General features: G+C 55.7%; 18 protein-coding genes. 1 reads left to right on the top strand and 17 read right to left on the bottom strand.

All coding sequences use genetic code 11. The features are described 5' to 3' along the window. A partial coding sequence (locus AC4FIC_RS09000) for a hypothetical protein (RefSeq protein ID WP_100256125.1) occupies positions 1 to 185 on the top strand: 185 nt, incomplete at its 5' end. 108 nt (positions 186 to 293) lie between these two features. Here AC4FIC_RS09000 and AC4FIC_RS08995 read toward each other — a convergent pair. The 17 genes from AC4FIC_RS08995 to pobA form a co-directional block, all read right to left on the bottom strand. Further along, complete coding sequence (locus AC4FIC_RS08995; RefSeq protein ID WP_476195113.1) at positions 294 to 965, bottom strand: DapH/DapD/GlmU-related protein; 672 nt, start codon at positions 963 to 965, stop codon at positions 294 to 296. Between the two features lie 74 nt (positions 966 to 1,039). Continuing rightward, on the bottom strand, positions 1,040 to 1,882 hold the full coding sequence (gene phnP, locus AC4FIC_RS08990; RefSeq protein ID WP_273286585.1) for a phosphonate metabolism protein PhnP: 843 nt from the start codon (positions 1,880 to 1,882) through the stop codon (positions 1,040 to 1,042). Between the two features lie 196 nt (positions 1,883 to 2,078). Continuing rightward, positions 2,079 to 2,636 (bottom strand): ribose 1,5-bisphosphokinase, encoded by a 558-nt coding sequence (gene phnN, locus AC4FIC_RS08985; protein ID WP_476195114.1) that lies wholly within the window; start codon positions 2,634 to 2,636, stop codon positions 2,079 to 2,081. Beyond that, positions 2,636 to 3,787: an alpha-D-ribose 1-methylphosphonate 5-triphosphate diphosphatase gene (locus AC4FIC_RS08980; RefSeq protein ID WP_273286589.1), complete on the bottom strand. Its 1,152-nt coding sequence runs from the start codon at positions 3,785 to 3,787 to the stop codon at positions 2,636 to 2,638. The genes phnN and AC4FIC_RS08980 overlap by 1 nt, the downstream gene beginning before the upstream one ends. Beyond that, positions 3,784 to 4,500, bottom strand: a complete 717-nt coding sequence (gene phnL / locus AC4FIC_RS08975; RefSeq protein ID WP_273286591.1) for a phosphonate C-P lyase system protein PhnL — start codon at positions 4,498 to 4,500, stop codon at positions 3,784 to 3,786. The genes AC4FIC_RS08980 and phnL overlap by 4 nt, the downstream gene beginning before the upstream one ends. A gap of 9 nt (positions 4,501 to 4,509) precedes the next feature. Next, positions 4,510 to 5,304 carry a phosphonate C-P lyase system protein PhnK gene (phnK, locus tag AC4FIC_RS08970; protein ID WP_100256119.1) on the bottom strand — a complete coding sequence of 265 codons (795 nt, stop codon included), beginning with the start codon at positions 5,302 to 5,304 and terminating at the stop codon, positions 4,510 to 4,512. After that, positions 5,297 to 6,205: an alpha-D-ribose 1-methylphosphonate 5-phosphate C-P-lyase PhnJ gene (locus AC4FIC_RS08965; protein WP_100256118.1), complete on the bottom strand. Its 909-nt coding sequence runs from the start codon at positions 6,203 to 6,205 to the stop codon at positions 5,297 to 5,299. The genes phnK and AC4FIC_RS08965 overlap by 8 nt, the downstream gene beginning before the upstream one ends. After that, positions 6,189 to 7,373, bottom strand: coding sequence for a carbon-phosphorus lyase complex subunit (locus AC4FIC_RS08960; RefSeq protein ID WP_287439377.1), 1,185 nt, complete (start codon positions 7,371 to 7,373; stop codon positions 6,189 to 6,191). The genes AC4FIC_RS08965 and AC4FIC_RS08960 overlap by 17 nt, the downstream gene beginning before the upstream one ends. After that, positions 7,364 to 8,038 carry a phosphonate C-P lyase system protein PhnH gene (gene phnH, locus AC4FIC_RS08955; protein WP_273286594.1) on the bottom strand — a complete coding sequence of 225 codons (675 nt, stop codon included), beginning with the start codon at positions 8,036 to 8,038 and terminating at the stop codon, positions 7,364 to 7,366. Before phnH ends, AC4FIC_RS08960 begins: the two co-directional genes overlap by 10 nt. A 1-nt stretch (position 8,039) precedes the next feature. After that, positions 8,040 to 8,480, bottom strand: coding sequence for a phosphonate C-P lyase system protein PhnG (phnG, locus tag AC4FIC_RS08950; protein ID WP_100256115.1), 441 nt, complete (start codon positions 8,478 to 8,480; stop codon positions 8,040 to 8,042). 1 nt (position 8,481) lies between these two features. Continuing rightward, the gene (gene phnF, locus AC4FIC_RS08945) at positions 8,482 to 9,219 is read right to left on the bottom strand and encodes a phosphonate metabolism transcriptional regulator PhnF (RefSeq protein ID WP_273286598.1); all 738 of its coding nucleotides are present in this window, start codon (positions 9,217 to 9,219) and stop codon (positions 8,482 to 8,484) included. Positions 9,220 to 9,279: 60 nt separating this feature from the next. Beyond that, positions 9,280 to 10,110 (bottom strand): phosphonate ABC transporter, permease protein PhnE, encoded by an 831-nt coding sequence (gene phnE / locus AC4FIC_RS08940; protein ID WP_227003744.1) that lies wholly within the window; start codon positions 10,108 to 10,110, stop codon positions 9,280 to 9,282. A 100-nt stretch (positions 10,111 to 10,210) separates the two neighbouring features. Continuing rightward, positions 10,211 to 11,203, bottom strand: coding sequence for a phosphonate ABC transporter substrate-binding protein (gene phnD, locus AC4FIC_RS08935; RefSeq protein WP_100256113.1), 993 nt, complete (start codon positions 11,201 to 11,203; stop codon positions 10,211 to 10,213). A 125-nt stretch (positions 11,204 to 11,328) separates the two neighbouring features. After that, entirely contained in the window at positions 11,329 to 12,240 is a 912-nt protein-coding gene (gene phnC / locus AC4FIC_RS08930) for a phosphonate ABC transporter ATP-binding protein (protein ID WP_100256112.1), read from the bottom strand. 434 nt (positions 12,241 to 12,674) lie between these two features. Continuing rightward, positions 12,675 to 12,890, bottom strand: a complete 216-nt coding sequence (locus AC4FIC_RS08925; RefSeq protein ID WP_100256111.1) for a TIGR02450 family Trp-rich protein — start codon at positions 12,888 to 12,890, stop codon at positions 12,675 to 12,677. Between the two features lie 83 nt (positions 12,891 to 12,973). Further along, positions 12,974 to 13,519 (bottom strand): GNAT family N-acetyltransferase, encoded by a 546-nt coding sequence (locus AC4FIC_RS08920; protein WP_227003743.1) that lies wholly within the window; start codon positions 13,517 to 13,519, stop codon positions 12,974 to 12,976. Positions 13,520 to 13,617: 98 nt separating this feature from the next. Beyond that, positions 13,618 to 14,829: a 4-hydroxybenzoate 3-monooxygenase gene (gene pobA / locus AC4FIC_RS08915; RefSeq protein ID WP_420541425.1), complete on the bottom strand. Its 1,212-nt coding sequence runs from the start codon at positions 14,827 to 14,829 to the stop codon at positions 13,618 to 13,620. Positions 14,830 to 14,893: the final 64 nt, after the last annotated feature.

The following is a 14,893-nucleotide window of genomic DNA, read 5'->3' as shown; positions in this document are numbered from 1 at the left end:
GTATGCCGTCGACCTTAATTAGGGGCCTTAAGCGCTGGCATTGGGGCGGCCTGCTGACGCTGATCACTCTGGTCGCCAGCTATGTTTTGGCCCTAGCGATCTTACTGGTGTTGTGGCGTAAAGGGATCGATTTAATGGCCTTGATCATCGTTATTGCCAGCAGCACAACGAGTTTTGGATATTAAAGCTCTCCGTCCAGCGGCCGGGCATTGAACGGAGGCATTGAACGGACACGCACTTTTGGTACTCGACACCGAGCCATTAATGCCCAATACAATTCATATAGACGCAGCTCACGACCGGGCACGATAACGCTCAACAAAGTCAGCAGCTGCAAAGTTTCTAAAGTCTGGCATCGCAGCCGCCAGGGTCGCATGGGACCAATGCCACCAGGCTATCTCCTGCAAACCCTCGACAACCTCGGACGCAAACCTAAATCGGATCCGTCGGGCCGGCACACCACCAACCACTTCGAAGGGCTGCACATCCTTGGTGACCACGGCATTGGCGCCAATCACGGCACCATTGCCGATGCTGACGCCTGCGGTAATCACAGCACCGTGACCGATCCAGACATCGTGACCGATGTTGACAGGGCTGTTTTGTCGCCACGCGAATAAGTCTGCGTCGTCATCATCTGCCAAGCCGAATTGCCGACTGCGATAGGTGAAATGGTGCAAGGCCGCTTTGTGCATCGGATGGGTACCGGGATTGATCCGGGTATGGGCGGCGATCGAACAAAACTTGCCCAGGGTGGTATGGATCAAATCGGAGTCGTCACAGACATAGGAATAGTCATCCATGCGCACATTATTAAGTTTACAGCGCTGCCCTACTTCGTTGGCATAGCCAAAGTGGCTGTCTAGCAACACAGTCTGTGCACCGATACGGGGGCTAGCGCCAAGCAGTGCAGGCCCTGCATTAGGGATTGGGGTTTGCGGTTTGGAGATTGGGGTTTGGTTCATATGTGGCTCCACTGGCTAAAAAACCTTGCGATCCTGATCCACCAAAAGGTGGCCATTATGTCCAACCACAGCCTCTAGTTCAGGGGCCGAGGTTGATGCGTATTACCGTGTTCAAGGGCAATTTCCTGATTGTCGTACGCCAGCCAAACATTCTCGGGTAGGCAGTCTTGCTGGGCCATCAGATAGCTATCCATCTGATGCGACAGATGGGTCAAGCAGATCGAGGGTCTTTGGCCGGCGCTGGCAAAACGCGCGGACAGGTCTAGGACGTCCGTTAAGTCATTGTGGTTGGCCGCATGGGCGTCGGCCAGTCCGGGTGGAAAGGTGCAGTCGATAATCAATAGGTCCGGCTGCCAGGCCAACAGGAATTCCTCGCTCGCTGCGGGCAGGCCCTTGGTATCGCACAGGTAGGCAAATTTCTGCCCCTCGGCTTCGAAGCAATAACCCAGGGTGGCCTTACTGTGATTGAGCGGTATGGCCGTGACCTGCAACACTGTTTGAGGCTGGGTTACAGCGTCCAGCGATAACGCAAACGACTGGGTCTGAAAGGCTTTCTTGATCGGCCTGAAATCGAGCAAGCCATTGTTTTTATAGAGGTCGGCGCAACCGACTCGATCGCGCGGACAGTGCACCGGTATTGGCTCACCCTGCCCCCAACGCAAATGAAACAAGCCGAGCAGATGATCAGCGTGAAAATGACTGAGAAAGATACCCGCCAACTCATTGGGCGCAAAGCGCTCGGCGAGCCGGGTATTGCCGGCATCGATCAGAAAGTTGCGGCCGGCTAACGTTAAGACCACACAGCTGCCAGTACGCTGATACGTACTGAGCAACAGGGCACGTTCACAAGCCGGACAATGACAACCCCAAACCGGCACCTGACGTGCATCCCCGGTTCCCAAAAAGCGCAGCTTCATAGACCCAAACCCACCATCAACCCAAAGCGCGGAACAGGCCACCCCTTGTGGGGACAGGCATCTTTCTTACTGGGACAGACACCATTAGCTCCTGCGCTAACCTTAGCGGGACAGGCAATGGCATTCCGCCCCCTCCTTGTAAACCCATGCCCCTTATGGGCTAGCGGCTTGGCCGAGGTGCCCAAATTTGGCGCGATCATTGGACTCCCTCTGCCACCAGCCCTAGGGCCGGCAGTTGGCGGGCCAGCTGTGCCAGGCTGGCGTCGAGTGGGCCGTTATTGTCGATCACCAGGGCGTCCTCAATGGGTACCTCGATCTGGCGTTGCATCCGTTCGCTGATCTGGTCCGGTGATTCGCGTCGCCGTTGGTGCAGCCGTTGCCGGCACGTTTCGTCGGCCACGGTCACCAGCACCGGGATCAACTGCGCGCCCAAACGTGCCCGTGCTTCAGGCAGATAGTCTCGGCTGCCATTAACAAACACCTGCAGGCCCGCGGCCAGCCAATGGTGCACTTCGATGCCGACGCCGTAATGCAGTTGGTGCGCTTGCCAGGCAAACAACAGCGCCCCGGCTTGCTCGCGCCGACTGAACTCGGCCGCGGTCAGCGCGATATGGTTTTCCGATCCGGCATCGGCGGCACGCGTGATATAGCGATGCGCGACGACGACCCCGGGATAATGACGTAACCGCTCAAGAATGGCGTCCTTGCCACTGCCGGAACGACCGATCAGGTAATAGAGTTTGCCGCTGCTCATCAGTAGACCCGCTCGCCCTGGTTCCAAACCTGCTGAATCAGCGGATGATCATGTTGCCAACGCACGCGCACCAGGTCGGCACGCAATCCGGCCACCAGGCTGCCGCGATCGGTCAGGCCAACCGCCGCCGCCGGGGTTGAGGTCACGGTGCGAATCGCATCGGCCAGGCTGTAGGGGTTGTCGAGACCGGCCAACTGAAAGGCCGCATCCAACAGGCTGTTTGGGTAATAGTCCGAGGACAGAATATCGAGCACACCGGCTTGGGCCAGCTCGGCGGCGGCGACATTGCCCGAGTGCGAGCCGCCGCGCACTATATTGGGTGCGCCCATGAGCACTTTCATACCTGACTGATGGGCTGCCTGGGCCGCTTCGAGGGTGGTCGGGAATTCCGCGATCGACATACCAAAGGACAGCGATTCCTCGATGTGCGCCAGCGTGGCATCGTCGTGACTGGCCAGTGGAATGGTTGCGCCCTGGCAATGCGCGGCAATCTGCTGACGGAAGGGGGTGCTATAGAGCTCACTGCTTTGCTGATGGCTGGCGATAAAGGCCGTCATCTCGGCATCGCTAAAGTTCATCTTGCCTTGATAATACTGAATGTACTTATCGAGCCGGGCAAACTGCCGTTGGCCGGGCGCATGATCCATAATACTGACCAGGCGCACCAGGGGATTATCGGACAACTCGGTAAACAGTTCTAGGCAGCTTTTATGGCTGACTTCACAGCGCAAATGCACCAGGTGGTCCGCGCGTGTCAGGCCCAGTGCGCAGGTTTCCACCAGCGACGACAACATATAATGCAGACTCTTCAAGCGAAAACCATCGGCCTTGATATCACCAATGGAGACGGCATCGAACACGGTGGTGATGCCCGAGGCAATCACCTGGGCATCGTGGGTCAGCACCGCCGATCGACCCGGCCATTGCACACCGGGCCGAGGTACAAAGTGCTTTTCCATATTGTCGGTGTGCAGTTCGATGAGGCCGGGTAGCAAGTAGTCACCGCGACAATCGATCGCCTGCGGCAGGCTCGAGGCGCCACTCTGGCATTCCTGAATCAGGCCGTTTTGCACCACCAGGGTGCCGAGCACCACCTCATTATTGAGCACTAACTGAGCCCCACTGAAGATCTGTTCTGAACTGTTACTCATGCGCTTAACTCCCCGGTTTGGACCAGCACGGGGGCAAAGTCCACCACCCGATCGGCAACACAGTCGCGTACTTCTTCATCGTGAAAAATGCCGACAATCGCCGAACCCTGTTGTTTGGCGGCATTGATCAGTTCGATCACCACCCGGCGGTTGACGCTGTCCAGTGACGCGGTCGGTTCATCGAGTAGCAGAAAGGGCGACGGGCGAATAAAGCCGCGCGCGATATTGACCCGTTGCTGCTCACCACCGGAAAAGGTCAGCGGCGATAGAGCCCAGAGGTGTTCGGGGATATTCAGGGTGGTTAACAGCCGCTGGGCCGCGTCAATGGCAACATCAACCTCGACCCCAGCGGCCAACAGTGGCTCCTTGACAATATCCAAGGTCGCCACCCGCGGCACCACGCGCAAAAACTGGCTGACGTAATTAACATAATGCGCACGCAAATTCAGTTTTTGAAAATCCGGCGCACTCAACAGATCAATCTGTTGGTTATCGAAGTGGTAAATGATCTCGCCCTGCTCGCACAGGTAGTTGCCAAACAGACTCTTCAGTAGCGTACTCTTACCCGAGCCGCTGACGCCTTTCAACACCACACACTCGCCGCGTGCGACCTGCAAATTAAAATCGCGCAGCACCTGGTAGCGGACTTCCTGGTGGTGATGCAGGACAAAGGTCTTGGATAAATTTCGAACGTCAATCGCCATCGTTTGCATACAGATTCCTTAAAAACTCAGCACAGAGTTAACCAATAACTGGGTGTAAGCGTGTTGTGGATCGTCGAGCACCTGATCGGTTAAACCGGTCTCGATCACGCGGCTGTCTTTCATCACGATCATCCGATCGGAGAGCAGCCGTGCCACCGCCAGATCGTGCGTGACCAGTACCACCGAGAGTTGATATTCGCGCACCAGGGAACGCAACAGATCGAGAATGCGCGCCTGTACCGACACATCGAGACCACCGGTCGGTTCGTCCATAAAGACTAGGCGCGGGGCCGTGGCCAGGGTGCGGGCAATTTGCAGGCGTTGCTGCATGCCGCCGGAAAATTGCGTCGGCATGTCGTCGATGCGTTGGGTGTCCAGCTCGACCTGGCGCATCCACTCCGTACTGGTGGCACGCAGTTGGCCATAGTGGCGCGCGCCGACGGCCATCAGTCGTTCGCTGATATTGCCCCCGGCACTGACGCGCAAGCGCAGGCCATCACGCGGGTTCTGATGCACCAGGCCGAGATCGGTGCGCATCAACAGCCGCCGACGTGCTTCCGACAGTTCATAGAGCGACTGGCTTTGACCGGCCGTATCCTGATAGATGACCTGGCCGGCGTCGGGCGGCACACTGCCACACAAACTCTGCAATAGGGTGCTCTTGCCGGAGCCGGATTCCCCGACAATGGCCAGGACTTCACCCGGATAGAGCTCAAACGACACATCCTGAGCACCGGTGTTCGGCGCATAAAGACGGGTCAAATTCTTAACCGATAACAGACTGGTCGGTGCCTTGCCTTGGTAGTTAAACATCCTGTTCTCCTTGCACGGTTTCGCTCACGCGATTGGCACTGCCCTGAAAGCCCTGGGCAACCCGCGCCTGACAGTAATCGGAATCGGAGCAGATAAATTCTCGTCGCCCGGCGTTATCGAGCACTATTTCATCGAGGAAACTGTCACCGGCGTCGCACACCGCGCAGTTGTCGGGCCACTGCTCGATCTCAAAGGGGTAGTCGTCAAACTCCAAACTCTTCACATCGGTATAGGGCGGCACAGCATAAATGCGTTTCTCACGACCGGCGCCAAACAACAGCAGTGCTGCCGACTGGTGCAACTTGGGGTTGTCGAATTTCGGGATCGGCGACGGGTCCATGATATAGCGTTGATTGACCTCGACCGGGTAGGCATAAGCGGTAGCGATCTTGCCGTATTGGGCAATGTCTTCGTACAGTTTTACGTGCATCACGCCGTACTCCGCTAGAGCATGCATCTTGCTGGTTTCACTTTCACTCGGTTCGATAAAGCGCAGCGGTTCCGGAATCGGCACCTGGAACACCAGTATCTGATGTTCCTGCAAGGGCCGCTCGGGAATGCGATGCCGGGTTTGGATCAATGAGGCCTGCGCCGTTTCGGTGGTCGTCGCCACGCCGCTCACCTGATGGAAAAACTTACGAATCGAGACCGCATTGGTGGTGTCATCGGCGCCCTGATCGATCACCTTCAAGACCTCATCCGGTGCAATAATGGCGGCGGTGATCTGAATGCCGCCGGTACCCCAACCATAGGGCATGGGCATCTCGCGACCACCGAACGGCACCTGATAACCGGGAATGGCAATGCCCTTGAGCAAGGCCCGGCGGATCATTTTTTTCGTGGTCTCATCGAGATAACCGAAGTTATAGTGAATCGGTTGGACCTTAGCGTGCACTGTCATCGGTGACCTCCAGAGCGTCAGCGTGGGATGGGCGGACGGACGGTTGCGAGCGCTTATCGCTCGGGTTTTCGGTAGGCTGTTGCGCACTGGCCTTGGCGCGTAAGCTGCGAATCAATTCCAACTCCGATTGAAAATCGACGTAATGGGGCAGTTTAAGATGCGACACAAAGCCGGAGGCATCGAGGGCATCGCAATGGGCCAGAACAAATTCCTGTTGCTGGGCCGGGGCGTCCTCCGGCTCATTAAATTCGTCGCCGCGCAACGCGCGATCGACCAACGCCATGGCCATAATTTTTCGTTCGTTGTAGCCGAAGCTGAGGCCATAGCCTTGGGTAAACTGTGGCAAGGCGTCCTTGCTGCCGACGAACTGATTGACCATGTCACATTCGCTGATTTCGATTTCACCCAAACACAGGGTGTCGTCCATCTCGGCGCAGTAGAACTCGACTTCAACCCAGCCCATGCGGATTTCGCCGGCAAAGGGATGATTGCGCGCATACCCGCGCTGAGTCGAGTAGGCCATGGACATTAGAAAGCCTTCATCGCCACGTGCTAAGGCTTGCAACCGGGTAGTGCGCTGCGCTGGAAAGGTCAATGGCTCAAGCGACAGGTCGACCGGTTCGCCCGCGCTCGCAGTGGGCGATGACAGCAACCCTTCCTGACGCAGCAAATCGCTCACCCGATGAGCGCTGAGCGAGTCAGTCGCCGTGCTCGGGTCCACAGCCGCTGCGGTTGCAATGTCGGTTTGAACCGGCGCACGATTTTCCAGCAGTTGGAAATTCAGCAGCCGATGGGTGTAGTCGAAGGTCGGCCCCAATACCTGGCCACCGGGTAAATCCTTATAGACCGCCGAGATGCGTCGTTCGATGCGCATCGCGCGAGTATCGACCGGGGCACTGTAGCCGAAGCGCGACAAGGTGGTGCGGAAGGCGCGGATTAAAAAGATCGCCTCGACCAAATCACCCCCAGCCTGCTTCAGAGCAAGACCGGCCAGGTCACGATCGTAGAGGCTGCCCTCGGCCATGATTCGGCTGATGGCAAACGGACACTGTTGGCTCAATTGCGCGACCGAGACCTCGGCCGCCTGCGCGTCGCCGCGACAGTAGGCCGCGAGCAAGCGATGGGCATTGTCGATGGCCTGTTCGCCACCCTTAACGGCTACATACATGCGGCGTCTCCTTCGAGCTGAATACGGGTGGTACGCGGCAGAGCAATGAGCTCTGAGTCGCGGCAGATAAAGATATCAAAACCCATCGGGAACGAGCCGTTGCAGTCGGCCCGTTGGTGCCAAAAGGCTGCATCGATCTCGGTCAGATTCAGACGCTTCACCGGTCCCTGTGGATTGATGCCAGGGCCCGTTAAGCGCACACAGCCGGCTGTCGCTTCAGCGCTCACGGCAGTTAGATCCGGCCCCTGATAGTCGATCACCAGGGTAGCGCCCAACTCAGGCGAGGCCATGGTGCCCAGGCCCAGCTGGGTCAAATCAAGGTGCGCCAGATCGGCCTGGCGGCAGACTATAAAGTCAGCCTCGGCCACCGCGACCACTTCACTGTTCAGGGTCAGGCGCACCCAGCGAGCCAACTCAGCAGACGGTAGGCTGGCAGCAAAGGCCACCTGGACGTCTCGATTAACCAGGTTTTCCACTAATATCTGGCAGGCCGGTGATAAGCCGACTGGATCTAAGGGTCCTGTTTCTTGCATTAGGCTTAGCGCACGACCAGGGTAGGATTGGGCATCGAGAATCTGGCGAAATTGGCGCGCCGATTGTTCGGCCGCGCTCGGCGCTTGGGCGGGCGTAGGTGCTTGGGCGGAAGTAGGTGCTTGAGTCGTCATATCAATCTCCTCGCACCAGAGTGAAAAAATCAACCTTGGTGCTACTTATTTGCTGCTGGCGCGCGGCATGACGCTGCGCCAAAGTGGCGGCCAACTGGCGCATCGGCACGGCCAGACGCACCGCTTGCGGTACCTGCATGGCGGCATCGAGTAACGCGGCCAGCAATGAATGAGTGGCATTCGCGCCCAGGGTCATGGCAAAACCGCGGGTGCCATCGTGCAGCACCACCTGCGTTTTGGTGACACTGGCATCGCCCAAATTAAAGGCCGCGCCGTCGCCACTAACCCGACCACGCACTGTCACCAGTCCGGTCTCGGGCCCTTGGCTGAGTTCATAAGGCGCGGCCCAGTCGGCGTGCTGATACAGATCCTGTAAGTCGTGTTCATTGGCCAGGGCAAACAGACGTTGCCATTGACTGCGGGTGTACTCTTGTCGGCTCATATCAGCTGACCTCCGTGGTATTGAAATCGATTTGATATTGCAGCCGGTCGGGGCGGGAGTAGCTCACCGATACTTCCACCAACGTCCGACTCTGTTGATCGTGATTGACCGATTGCACTATCGCCAGCGGACTGTCGACCGCGCACTTCAAGTGAATCGCCTGCCGGTTGGTGGCGAGGACGGCCGAAAACTGAATCTGACTGCGCTGCAATGTGCGTTGATAATGATTTTCGATGTGGCGGTGCAGCGACCCCCCGCTATAGCTGGTCGCGATACCGGGCAGCGCCTGCGCCCACACGTAATGGTGAATCAAACAGACCGGCACCTGTTCCATAAAGCGCAGCGTTTGCAATTCCATCAGGGTGCCACCGGCCGGATACTGGAGCGCAAAGATACGCCCTATCCCGGCTGGCACAGTGGCGACCGTGTAGGAACGCGTAGCGAGCAACAGTGCTTGACTCGACTTGCCTTTCTCGGTCAAATTTTTAGTAAACTTACCGGCTGGGTTGAGCAGGTATTCGATCTGATTGGAGACCACCTGGGTGCCCCGTCCCTGTTGTTTTACGACCAGGCCGGCACGTACCAATTGATCGATCGAACGCCGTACCGTATGGCGGTTGACTTTAAAACGGCTCGCCAGTTTCATCTCGGACGCTAACAAATCGCCCGGTTTTAAATGGCTTCTAATATCCTGTTCCAGCAACAGGGCTACCTGCCGATATATCGGGTCAGCGGCCATACCATCTGGCTTGTCTAGACAGGTTTCTATATTAAGCGCCTGAGCCTGCATCGGGTGCCCTTAGATAAACGACTTGCGAATGAATTGGGAAAGAATATCGAGCAGCGACACGGCGAGAATGATGATCAGAATAATGGCGCAGGTATTGGCGAACTGAAAACCGCGCATCGATTCCCATAACACCACACCGATACCGCCGGCACCCACCATGCCAATGACCGTGGCCGAGCGAAGGTTCGATTCAAATCGATACAGGGTGTAGGAGATCCACAGCGGTAAAACCTGGGGAATCACCCCGAAAATAATTTCCTGCAAGCCATTGGCACCGACGGCACGAACGCCTTCAACCGGACCCGGCTCGATAGCCTCAATGGCTTCGGAAAATAACTTAGCAAGCACGCCGGTAGTGTGAATAAAAAGTGCCATCACGCCAGCGAACGGACCGAGGCCCACGGCGACCACGAACAACATGGCAAACACCAACTCATTAATAGCGCGCGCAGCATCCATAAGACGTCGAATCGGCTGATAGACCCAGACTGGCACCAGATTTTCGGCACTAAGAATACTAAAGGGTACCGCCAAAATAACCGCCAGCAGAGTGCCCCAGATGGCGACCTGTATAGTCACTAGCATCTCGGCGACATAGAACTTCCAGTTTTGAAAATTGGGCGGAAAAAAATCACCGGCCAGTATCGCTATATTGGCGCGATCCCGAATCAGCATGCCAAAGTCCATTTCAGCACCCTGCCAGGCCCAGATTAAAACCAGTGCGGCCATGGGCCAAAGCACCAATGAACGTAGGGCGCGCCAGCGATTGATCGAGCTGTAATGCATTTGCGTAGCAGCGGTGTTGGACGGTTGGGTGGGTATGGCTTGATGAGCGGTCATAGGTTGTCCAGATTTTGTGCCGAATAACAGCGACCCTAAAAGGTCGCTGCTGCTCAGGTTGGGGTTTGATTGCCAGAGCGGGTCCGCCCTGCGGGCAACCTTACTGCTGTGCTTCCAACGCCGCCATCATGCGGTTCAATTCGCCTAACTGGGCATTGATGGCCGCTATATCAGTCTCTTTGGTCTTAATATCGCTGGCCGTTAATCGGATCAGTTCTTTGTATAAGACCAATTGGCGGATCGGCAACAATTGCAAATCGCTCGACGCTTTAAAGGGCGCCCATCCAATATTATTGAGATTGGTTAATTCTTGCGCGTCGCCAGTCTTGCCGTAGTTCATAATGAAGTCATAGATTGCAGATTTGGTGGCTTCATCCAGATTTTTACGCCAAACAATGGGATCCGATGGAATCAACGGTGACTTCCAAATGACCTTTATATCGTTAAAACGATCCGGGAAATTTTCTTGGATTCGGGCCATGTTTTCAGTGTTATTGGTAGCGATATCGACTTTCTTGGTCGCCACTGACAGCGCATTGGTTTCATGATTCGAGTTCATCGTGCGTTTAAATATCTTGTTCGGCTCAACGCCATTTTTGGCCCAAACATAGTAAGACGGCACCAGGTAACCCGAGGTGGAATTTGGATCACCATTACCGAAAGTGAGACTGCCTGCGTTGGCCAACATATCGGCCACGTTGTTTATTTCGGTGTTGTCTTGGTGGGTAATCAATAACGACCAGTAACCCGGATTGCCCATGACGTCGACGGTCTGCGCGAAAATTTCGCCGCCCGCCCGATCAACCGCTTCCATTGCCGACTTGTTGCCGTACCAGGCCAGGTCGACCTTATCAAAACGCATCGCTTGAATGACACCCGCATAATCAGAGGCGAAGAAAGGATTAATTTTAACCCCCAATTTTTCGCTCATATCGTTGAGAAACGGCATCCATTGGTCTTTCAAACCCTGGGTCGATTCGGTGGCAATAATGCCAAAGTTCAATTCAGCGGTTTCCGCCTGGACGATGGGGCTCAGCAGAGCTGTTGCCGCCAGCAGTCTGGCCGCTGTGGTTTTGAAGACATTTTTTAACATCGGTGCTCCTAAGTATGGTTGGTAGGTTTATAAAACGTTTTAAGATCATGCTTGGTCCTGACTTCGATCGATCGCACGATGACACCGCACATTCGACCGCCGTCAACACCGCAGGAAAACTGTGATTATCCGCCGGCCAACAGCTCTTCTATTTCATTGGCCTCATAGAGCGAGCCGAGACGATTTGTGGTCAATTCTGCGGCCGGTCCATCGAAATAGAGTTTGCCTTTTTTTAAGGCAACCACACGCTGACAATAGCTGGTGGCATAGTTCACTTGATGCAGGGTCACGACCACCGTCTTACCATCGTGTTCGTTTATGTCTTTGAGAATTTGCATAACCACTCTGGCTGCCACCGGATCGAGCGAAGCGATCGGTTCATCGGCCAAGATAATGTCAGCCTTTTGCATCAATGCTCGAGCAATGGCAACACGTTGTTGCTGGCCACCGGATAAGGTACTGGCCCGTTGGTGACAAAATTCAGCCATCCCCACCCGCGCCAGAGCAGTCAATGCTTGACTCTTCTCGGCAGCGGAAAACCAACCCAGCGTCGCCCGCCAGACCGGCATATGGCCGAGGCCACCGACCAGAACATTGGTTAAAACCGACAGTCGATTGACCAAGTTAAACTGCTGAAAGATGTAACCAATTTTCTTACGGCTTGGCTGGGTATGGGTGGTGCGTTTGCCACCTTGCTGGGTATAGTTCGACATGACGGCGATGCTGCTGATGTCGTCCGACGTCTCAGCTCGATCACCGTAGGTTAGGCCATTGATGTGCCGTAACAGCGTCGATTTACCCGAGCCCGAAGGACCAATTAAGGCCACCATGTCACCACGGTGCACCGTCAGGCTAAGGTCATCGATCGCCCGAGTGCCGCGAATAAAGGTCTTACTGACACCACGAATTTCTATAGCCGGGCGCTTTGCACCCTGATTTGATTGTGATGCGCCGACCAAGGCTGCCCGATTAACCGAACCAATAGCAGGAACAGTTTCTGAGGCCGATGGGCTGCGGTAGACACTTTGAGTACTCATGGCGTTTGCCTGTTGTTGTTAATTTGTCTAGACAACAGTAGCGAGTGTATTTGACGTTCCAGTGACCAAAGGATGAAACTTTTATGCACCTAAGAGTACATTCTGATGAATCGCCTCGTCGGCATGACCTACCCCAAAGCAGGGCGAAATTTGACTGGTCTAGGAAGATCGGGGGTTGCGGGGGGATTGGGCCGGTGGGGATTGGGCTGGCTGTAATGGGGTTGTCACACAGCTGTCATATTGAGGGCATAGCTGAGGGGTGTGTAGTTTTGACCCAAAGCTACTGAATGGGCCAACAGGGTTGGCCGGGCGTGGGCGGTTATGCATTTTTTATACAACAGGCATTAGAGTTTTTTGCGTAATAGACGCTTTAGTGGCAAACGGCCCGAGCGCAGTCGAATAGATTGAACCCAACAGTGCCTATGCCAATAGTGCTACTTCCAGCCTTGCAGCCAGCGCGTGCTGTCTTTAAGGTCTTGCCATTGAATGGCGTAGAAGTTATTCGACACGACCGCCTCGATAAAGCAATCGATTACCACGCCTTCCTCGTCAAACTCGACTTCACTGATCCGGAAGTGCTTTTCTTTTTCGCGTGGCTGCACGGCCGTCCATTTGCTGTTGAGCAGTTTTTTGGGATTGAGTTGGTTCATCGGGACTCCAAAGACGGGTTCGGCTATAGATACTCGACCCGATCCCAGTTGGATCAGGGTGGCTGCGCCTTTTTGGCGCCGCCTTAGGGTAAGAGCGTTAAGCGCATCTCGTGCCAGCTCAGACCGCCGTGATCGGAGGCCGATTCGGTCAGATAAACGAATCCATAGCGGGCATAGAGATCGATCAATTCAGTTTGGCACATCAGGTATAGGTCGGTTTTACCCAGCGTTCGCATGGCGTCAATAAAGTGCACCAGCAGCCGGCCGGCCATGCCCTGCTGCTGGTAGTCCGGATGCACCACGACCGACATAATCACTATCTTCTTCCCCTTGGGATCATGCCCGACCAACGATTTAAATTCATCATCGGCCATCTCTACCCTGTCGGTTGCCCCGCAATTGATAAAACCGATCACCTCGTGATCATTTTCCAGGACAATAAAACCTTCGGGGTATTGCCGAATGCGTTTAAGGATTTTTTCTTTGCTGGCCGCCTCATCACCGGCATAGGCAATCTGTTCTATAGCGAAACAGCGCTCCAGATCCCGTTCGGTGACATTGCGCAGCCTAAGGTCGGACATCATGGTCATATATTCCCAGTTAACAGAGACGGCAGGATACGCCGACACGGGATAACCATAACACTCCGGTTGCTGTTTTTAACCAAGCAATCTGCCGCTTCGGCCCATTGTCACAGTCTAACGACTGCTTAAAGGGCTATAGGGATTCAACCCCAATCTTCAACCGGGAAGCCGGCGTACTGCTCGGCCAGCCAGGCTTGGGCGTGTTCTGAGGCCAGAATGCTATTGAGCTCGGCGGCTTGGGTTCGATGGTCGAAGCTCGATTGCTCGGGAAAGACGTGTAATAAAGACGTCATCCACCAGCTGAAACGTTCCGTTTTCCAAACACGATCGAGCGCGACCTCAGAATAACGATCGAGCAAGGTATCACTGCCCTGCTGATAGTGCTGAGTCAGGCCGCGCCACAGATAGTAGACATCCGACAAGGCCAGGTTCAGGCCCTTAGCGCCCGTGGGTGGCACGATGTGCGCCGCGTCGCCGCACAGAAACAAGGCGCCATAGCGCATCGGTTCGGTGACAAAGCTGCGCAACGGAGCAATCGACTTCTCGATCGAGGGGCCGGTGATAATGGCACTGCCAATCTCCGGCGGAAAACGGGCGATCAGTTCGTTCCAGAACCGTTCATCGGACCAGTCTTCGACCCGATCGGTGATTGGGCATTGCACATAATAGCGGCTGAGCATTGCACTGCGTTGCGAGGCGAGGGCAAAGCCGCGTTCGTGCTGCACATACCAGAGGTCGGGTAAGGGCGGGGTTTCCGATAAGACACCCAACCAACCGAAGGGATAAACCTTTTCATAGTTCTTTTGCACGCTGGCTGGTATGGCTTGGCGCGACACGCCGTGAAAACCGTCGCAGCCGGCAATAAAGTCGCAATCGAGTCGTTGCGCGACCCCGTCTTGCACAAAGGTAACGTGACTGGCACCGGTCAGCTCATGCAGCTGCACATCACTGACATCGTGCAACACCGGGGTCTCGATCTCGGATACCGCGGCATAGAGATCCTCGGTCACATAGGATTGGCCGTAGGCCATAAAGGATTTACCGGTCCATTTTTTGGAATCGATCAGCATGGTATGTTCACCCTGCCAGGCGACGCGTGTACCGTTGTGCACATGGCCATCACGGTCCATGCGGGCGCCGACGCCGGCCCGACGCAACAGTTCAACACTGCCCCACTCCAAGACCCCGGCGCGGATACGCGCTAAGACATGGTCACGACTGGAGCGTTCCAGCACCACGTTGTCGATGCCTTCTTTGCTGAGCAACAACGACAAGAGCATGCCCGACGGGCCACCGCCGATGATGGCCACCTGTGTTTTCAGAACCGGGGTCTGGGTCTTATGGGTCTGTGTCATGAATACGCTCCACTTTGTGCTAGGCAATTATTGTTAGGTGATCCCTGTGTGATCGAACCGTATC

It is taken from the genome of Reinekea sp. (genome assembly GCF_982785585.1).
The sequence above is the reverse complement of the archived record's forward strand: the minus strand, read 5'-3'. Positions and strand labels throughout refer to the sequence as shown.

Bases quoted from the DNA above. Each gene is read 5' to 3' on its own strand.
- pobA (WP_420541425.1), bottom strand. From the start codon at position 14,829: ATGACACAGACCCATAAGACCCAGACCCCGGTTCTGAAAACACAGGTG.
- AC4FIC_RS08965 (WP_100256118.1), bottom strand. From the start codon at position 6,205: ATGACAGTGCACGCTAAGGTCCAACCGATTCACTATAACTTCGGTTAT.
- AC4FIC_RS08995 (WP_476195113.1), bottom strand. From the start codon at position 965: ATGAACCAAACCCCAATCTCCAAACCGCAAACCCCAATCCCTAATGCA.
- phnF (WP_273286598.1), bottom strand. From the start codon at position 9,219: ATGGCCGCTGACCCGATATATCGGCAGGTAGCCCTGTTGCTGGAACAG.
- phnE (WP_227003744.1), bottom strand. From the start codon at position 10,110: ATGACCGCTCATCAAGCCATACCCACCCAACCGTCCAACACCGCTGCT.
- AC4FIC_RS08960 (WP_287439377.1), bottom strand. From the start codon at position 7,373: ATGTATGTAGCCGTTAAGGGTGGCGAACAGGCCATCGACAATGCCCAT.
- phnC (WP_100256112.1), bottom strand. From the start codon at position 12,240: ATGAGTACTCAAAGTGTCTACCGCAGCCCATCGGCCTCAGAAACTGTT.
- phnG (WP_100256115.1), bottom strand. From the start codon at position 8,480: ATGAGCCGACAAGAGTACACCCGCAGTCAATGGCAACGTCTGTTTGCC.
- AC4FIC_RS08925 (WP_100256111.1), bottom strand. From the start codon at position 12,890: ATGAACCAACTCAATCCCAAAAAACTGCTCAACAGCAAATGGACGGCC.
- phnP (WP_273286585.1), bottom strand. From the start codon at position 1,882: ATGAAGCTGCGCTTTTTGGGAACCGGGGATGCACGTCAGGTGCCGGTT.
- phnK (WP_100256119.1), bottom strand. From the start codon at position 5,304: ATGTTTAACTACCAAGGCAAGGCACCGACCAGTCTGTTATCGGTTAAG.
- phnD (WP_100256113.1), bottom strand. From the start codon at position 11,203: ATGTTAAAAAATGTCTTCAAAACCACAGCGGCCAGACTGCTGGCGGCA.
- phnL (WP_273286591.1), bottom strand. From the start codon at position 4,500: ATGCAAACGATGGCGATTGACGTTCGAAATTTATCCAAGACCTTTGTC.
- phnH (WP_273286594.1), bottom strand. From the start codon at position 8,038: ATGACGACTCAAGCACCTACTTCCGCCCAAGCACCTACGCCCGCCCAA.
- AC4FIC_RS08980 (WP_273286589.1), bottom strand. From the start codon at position 3,787: ATGAGTAACAGTTCAGAACAGATCTTCAGTGGGGCTCAGTTAGTGCTC.
- phnN (WP_476195114.1), bottom strand. From the start codon at position 2,636: ATGAGCAGCGGCAAACTCTATTACCTGATCGGTCGTTCCGGCAGTGGC.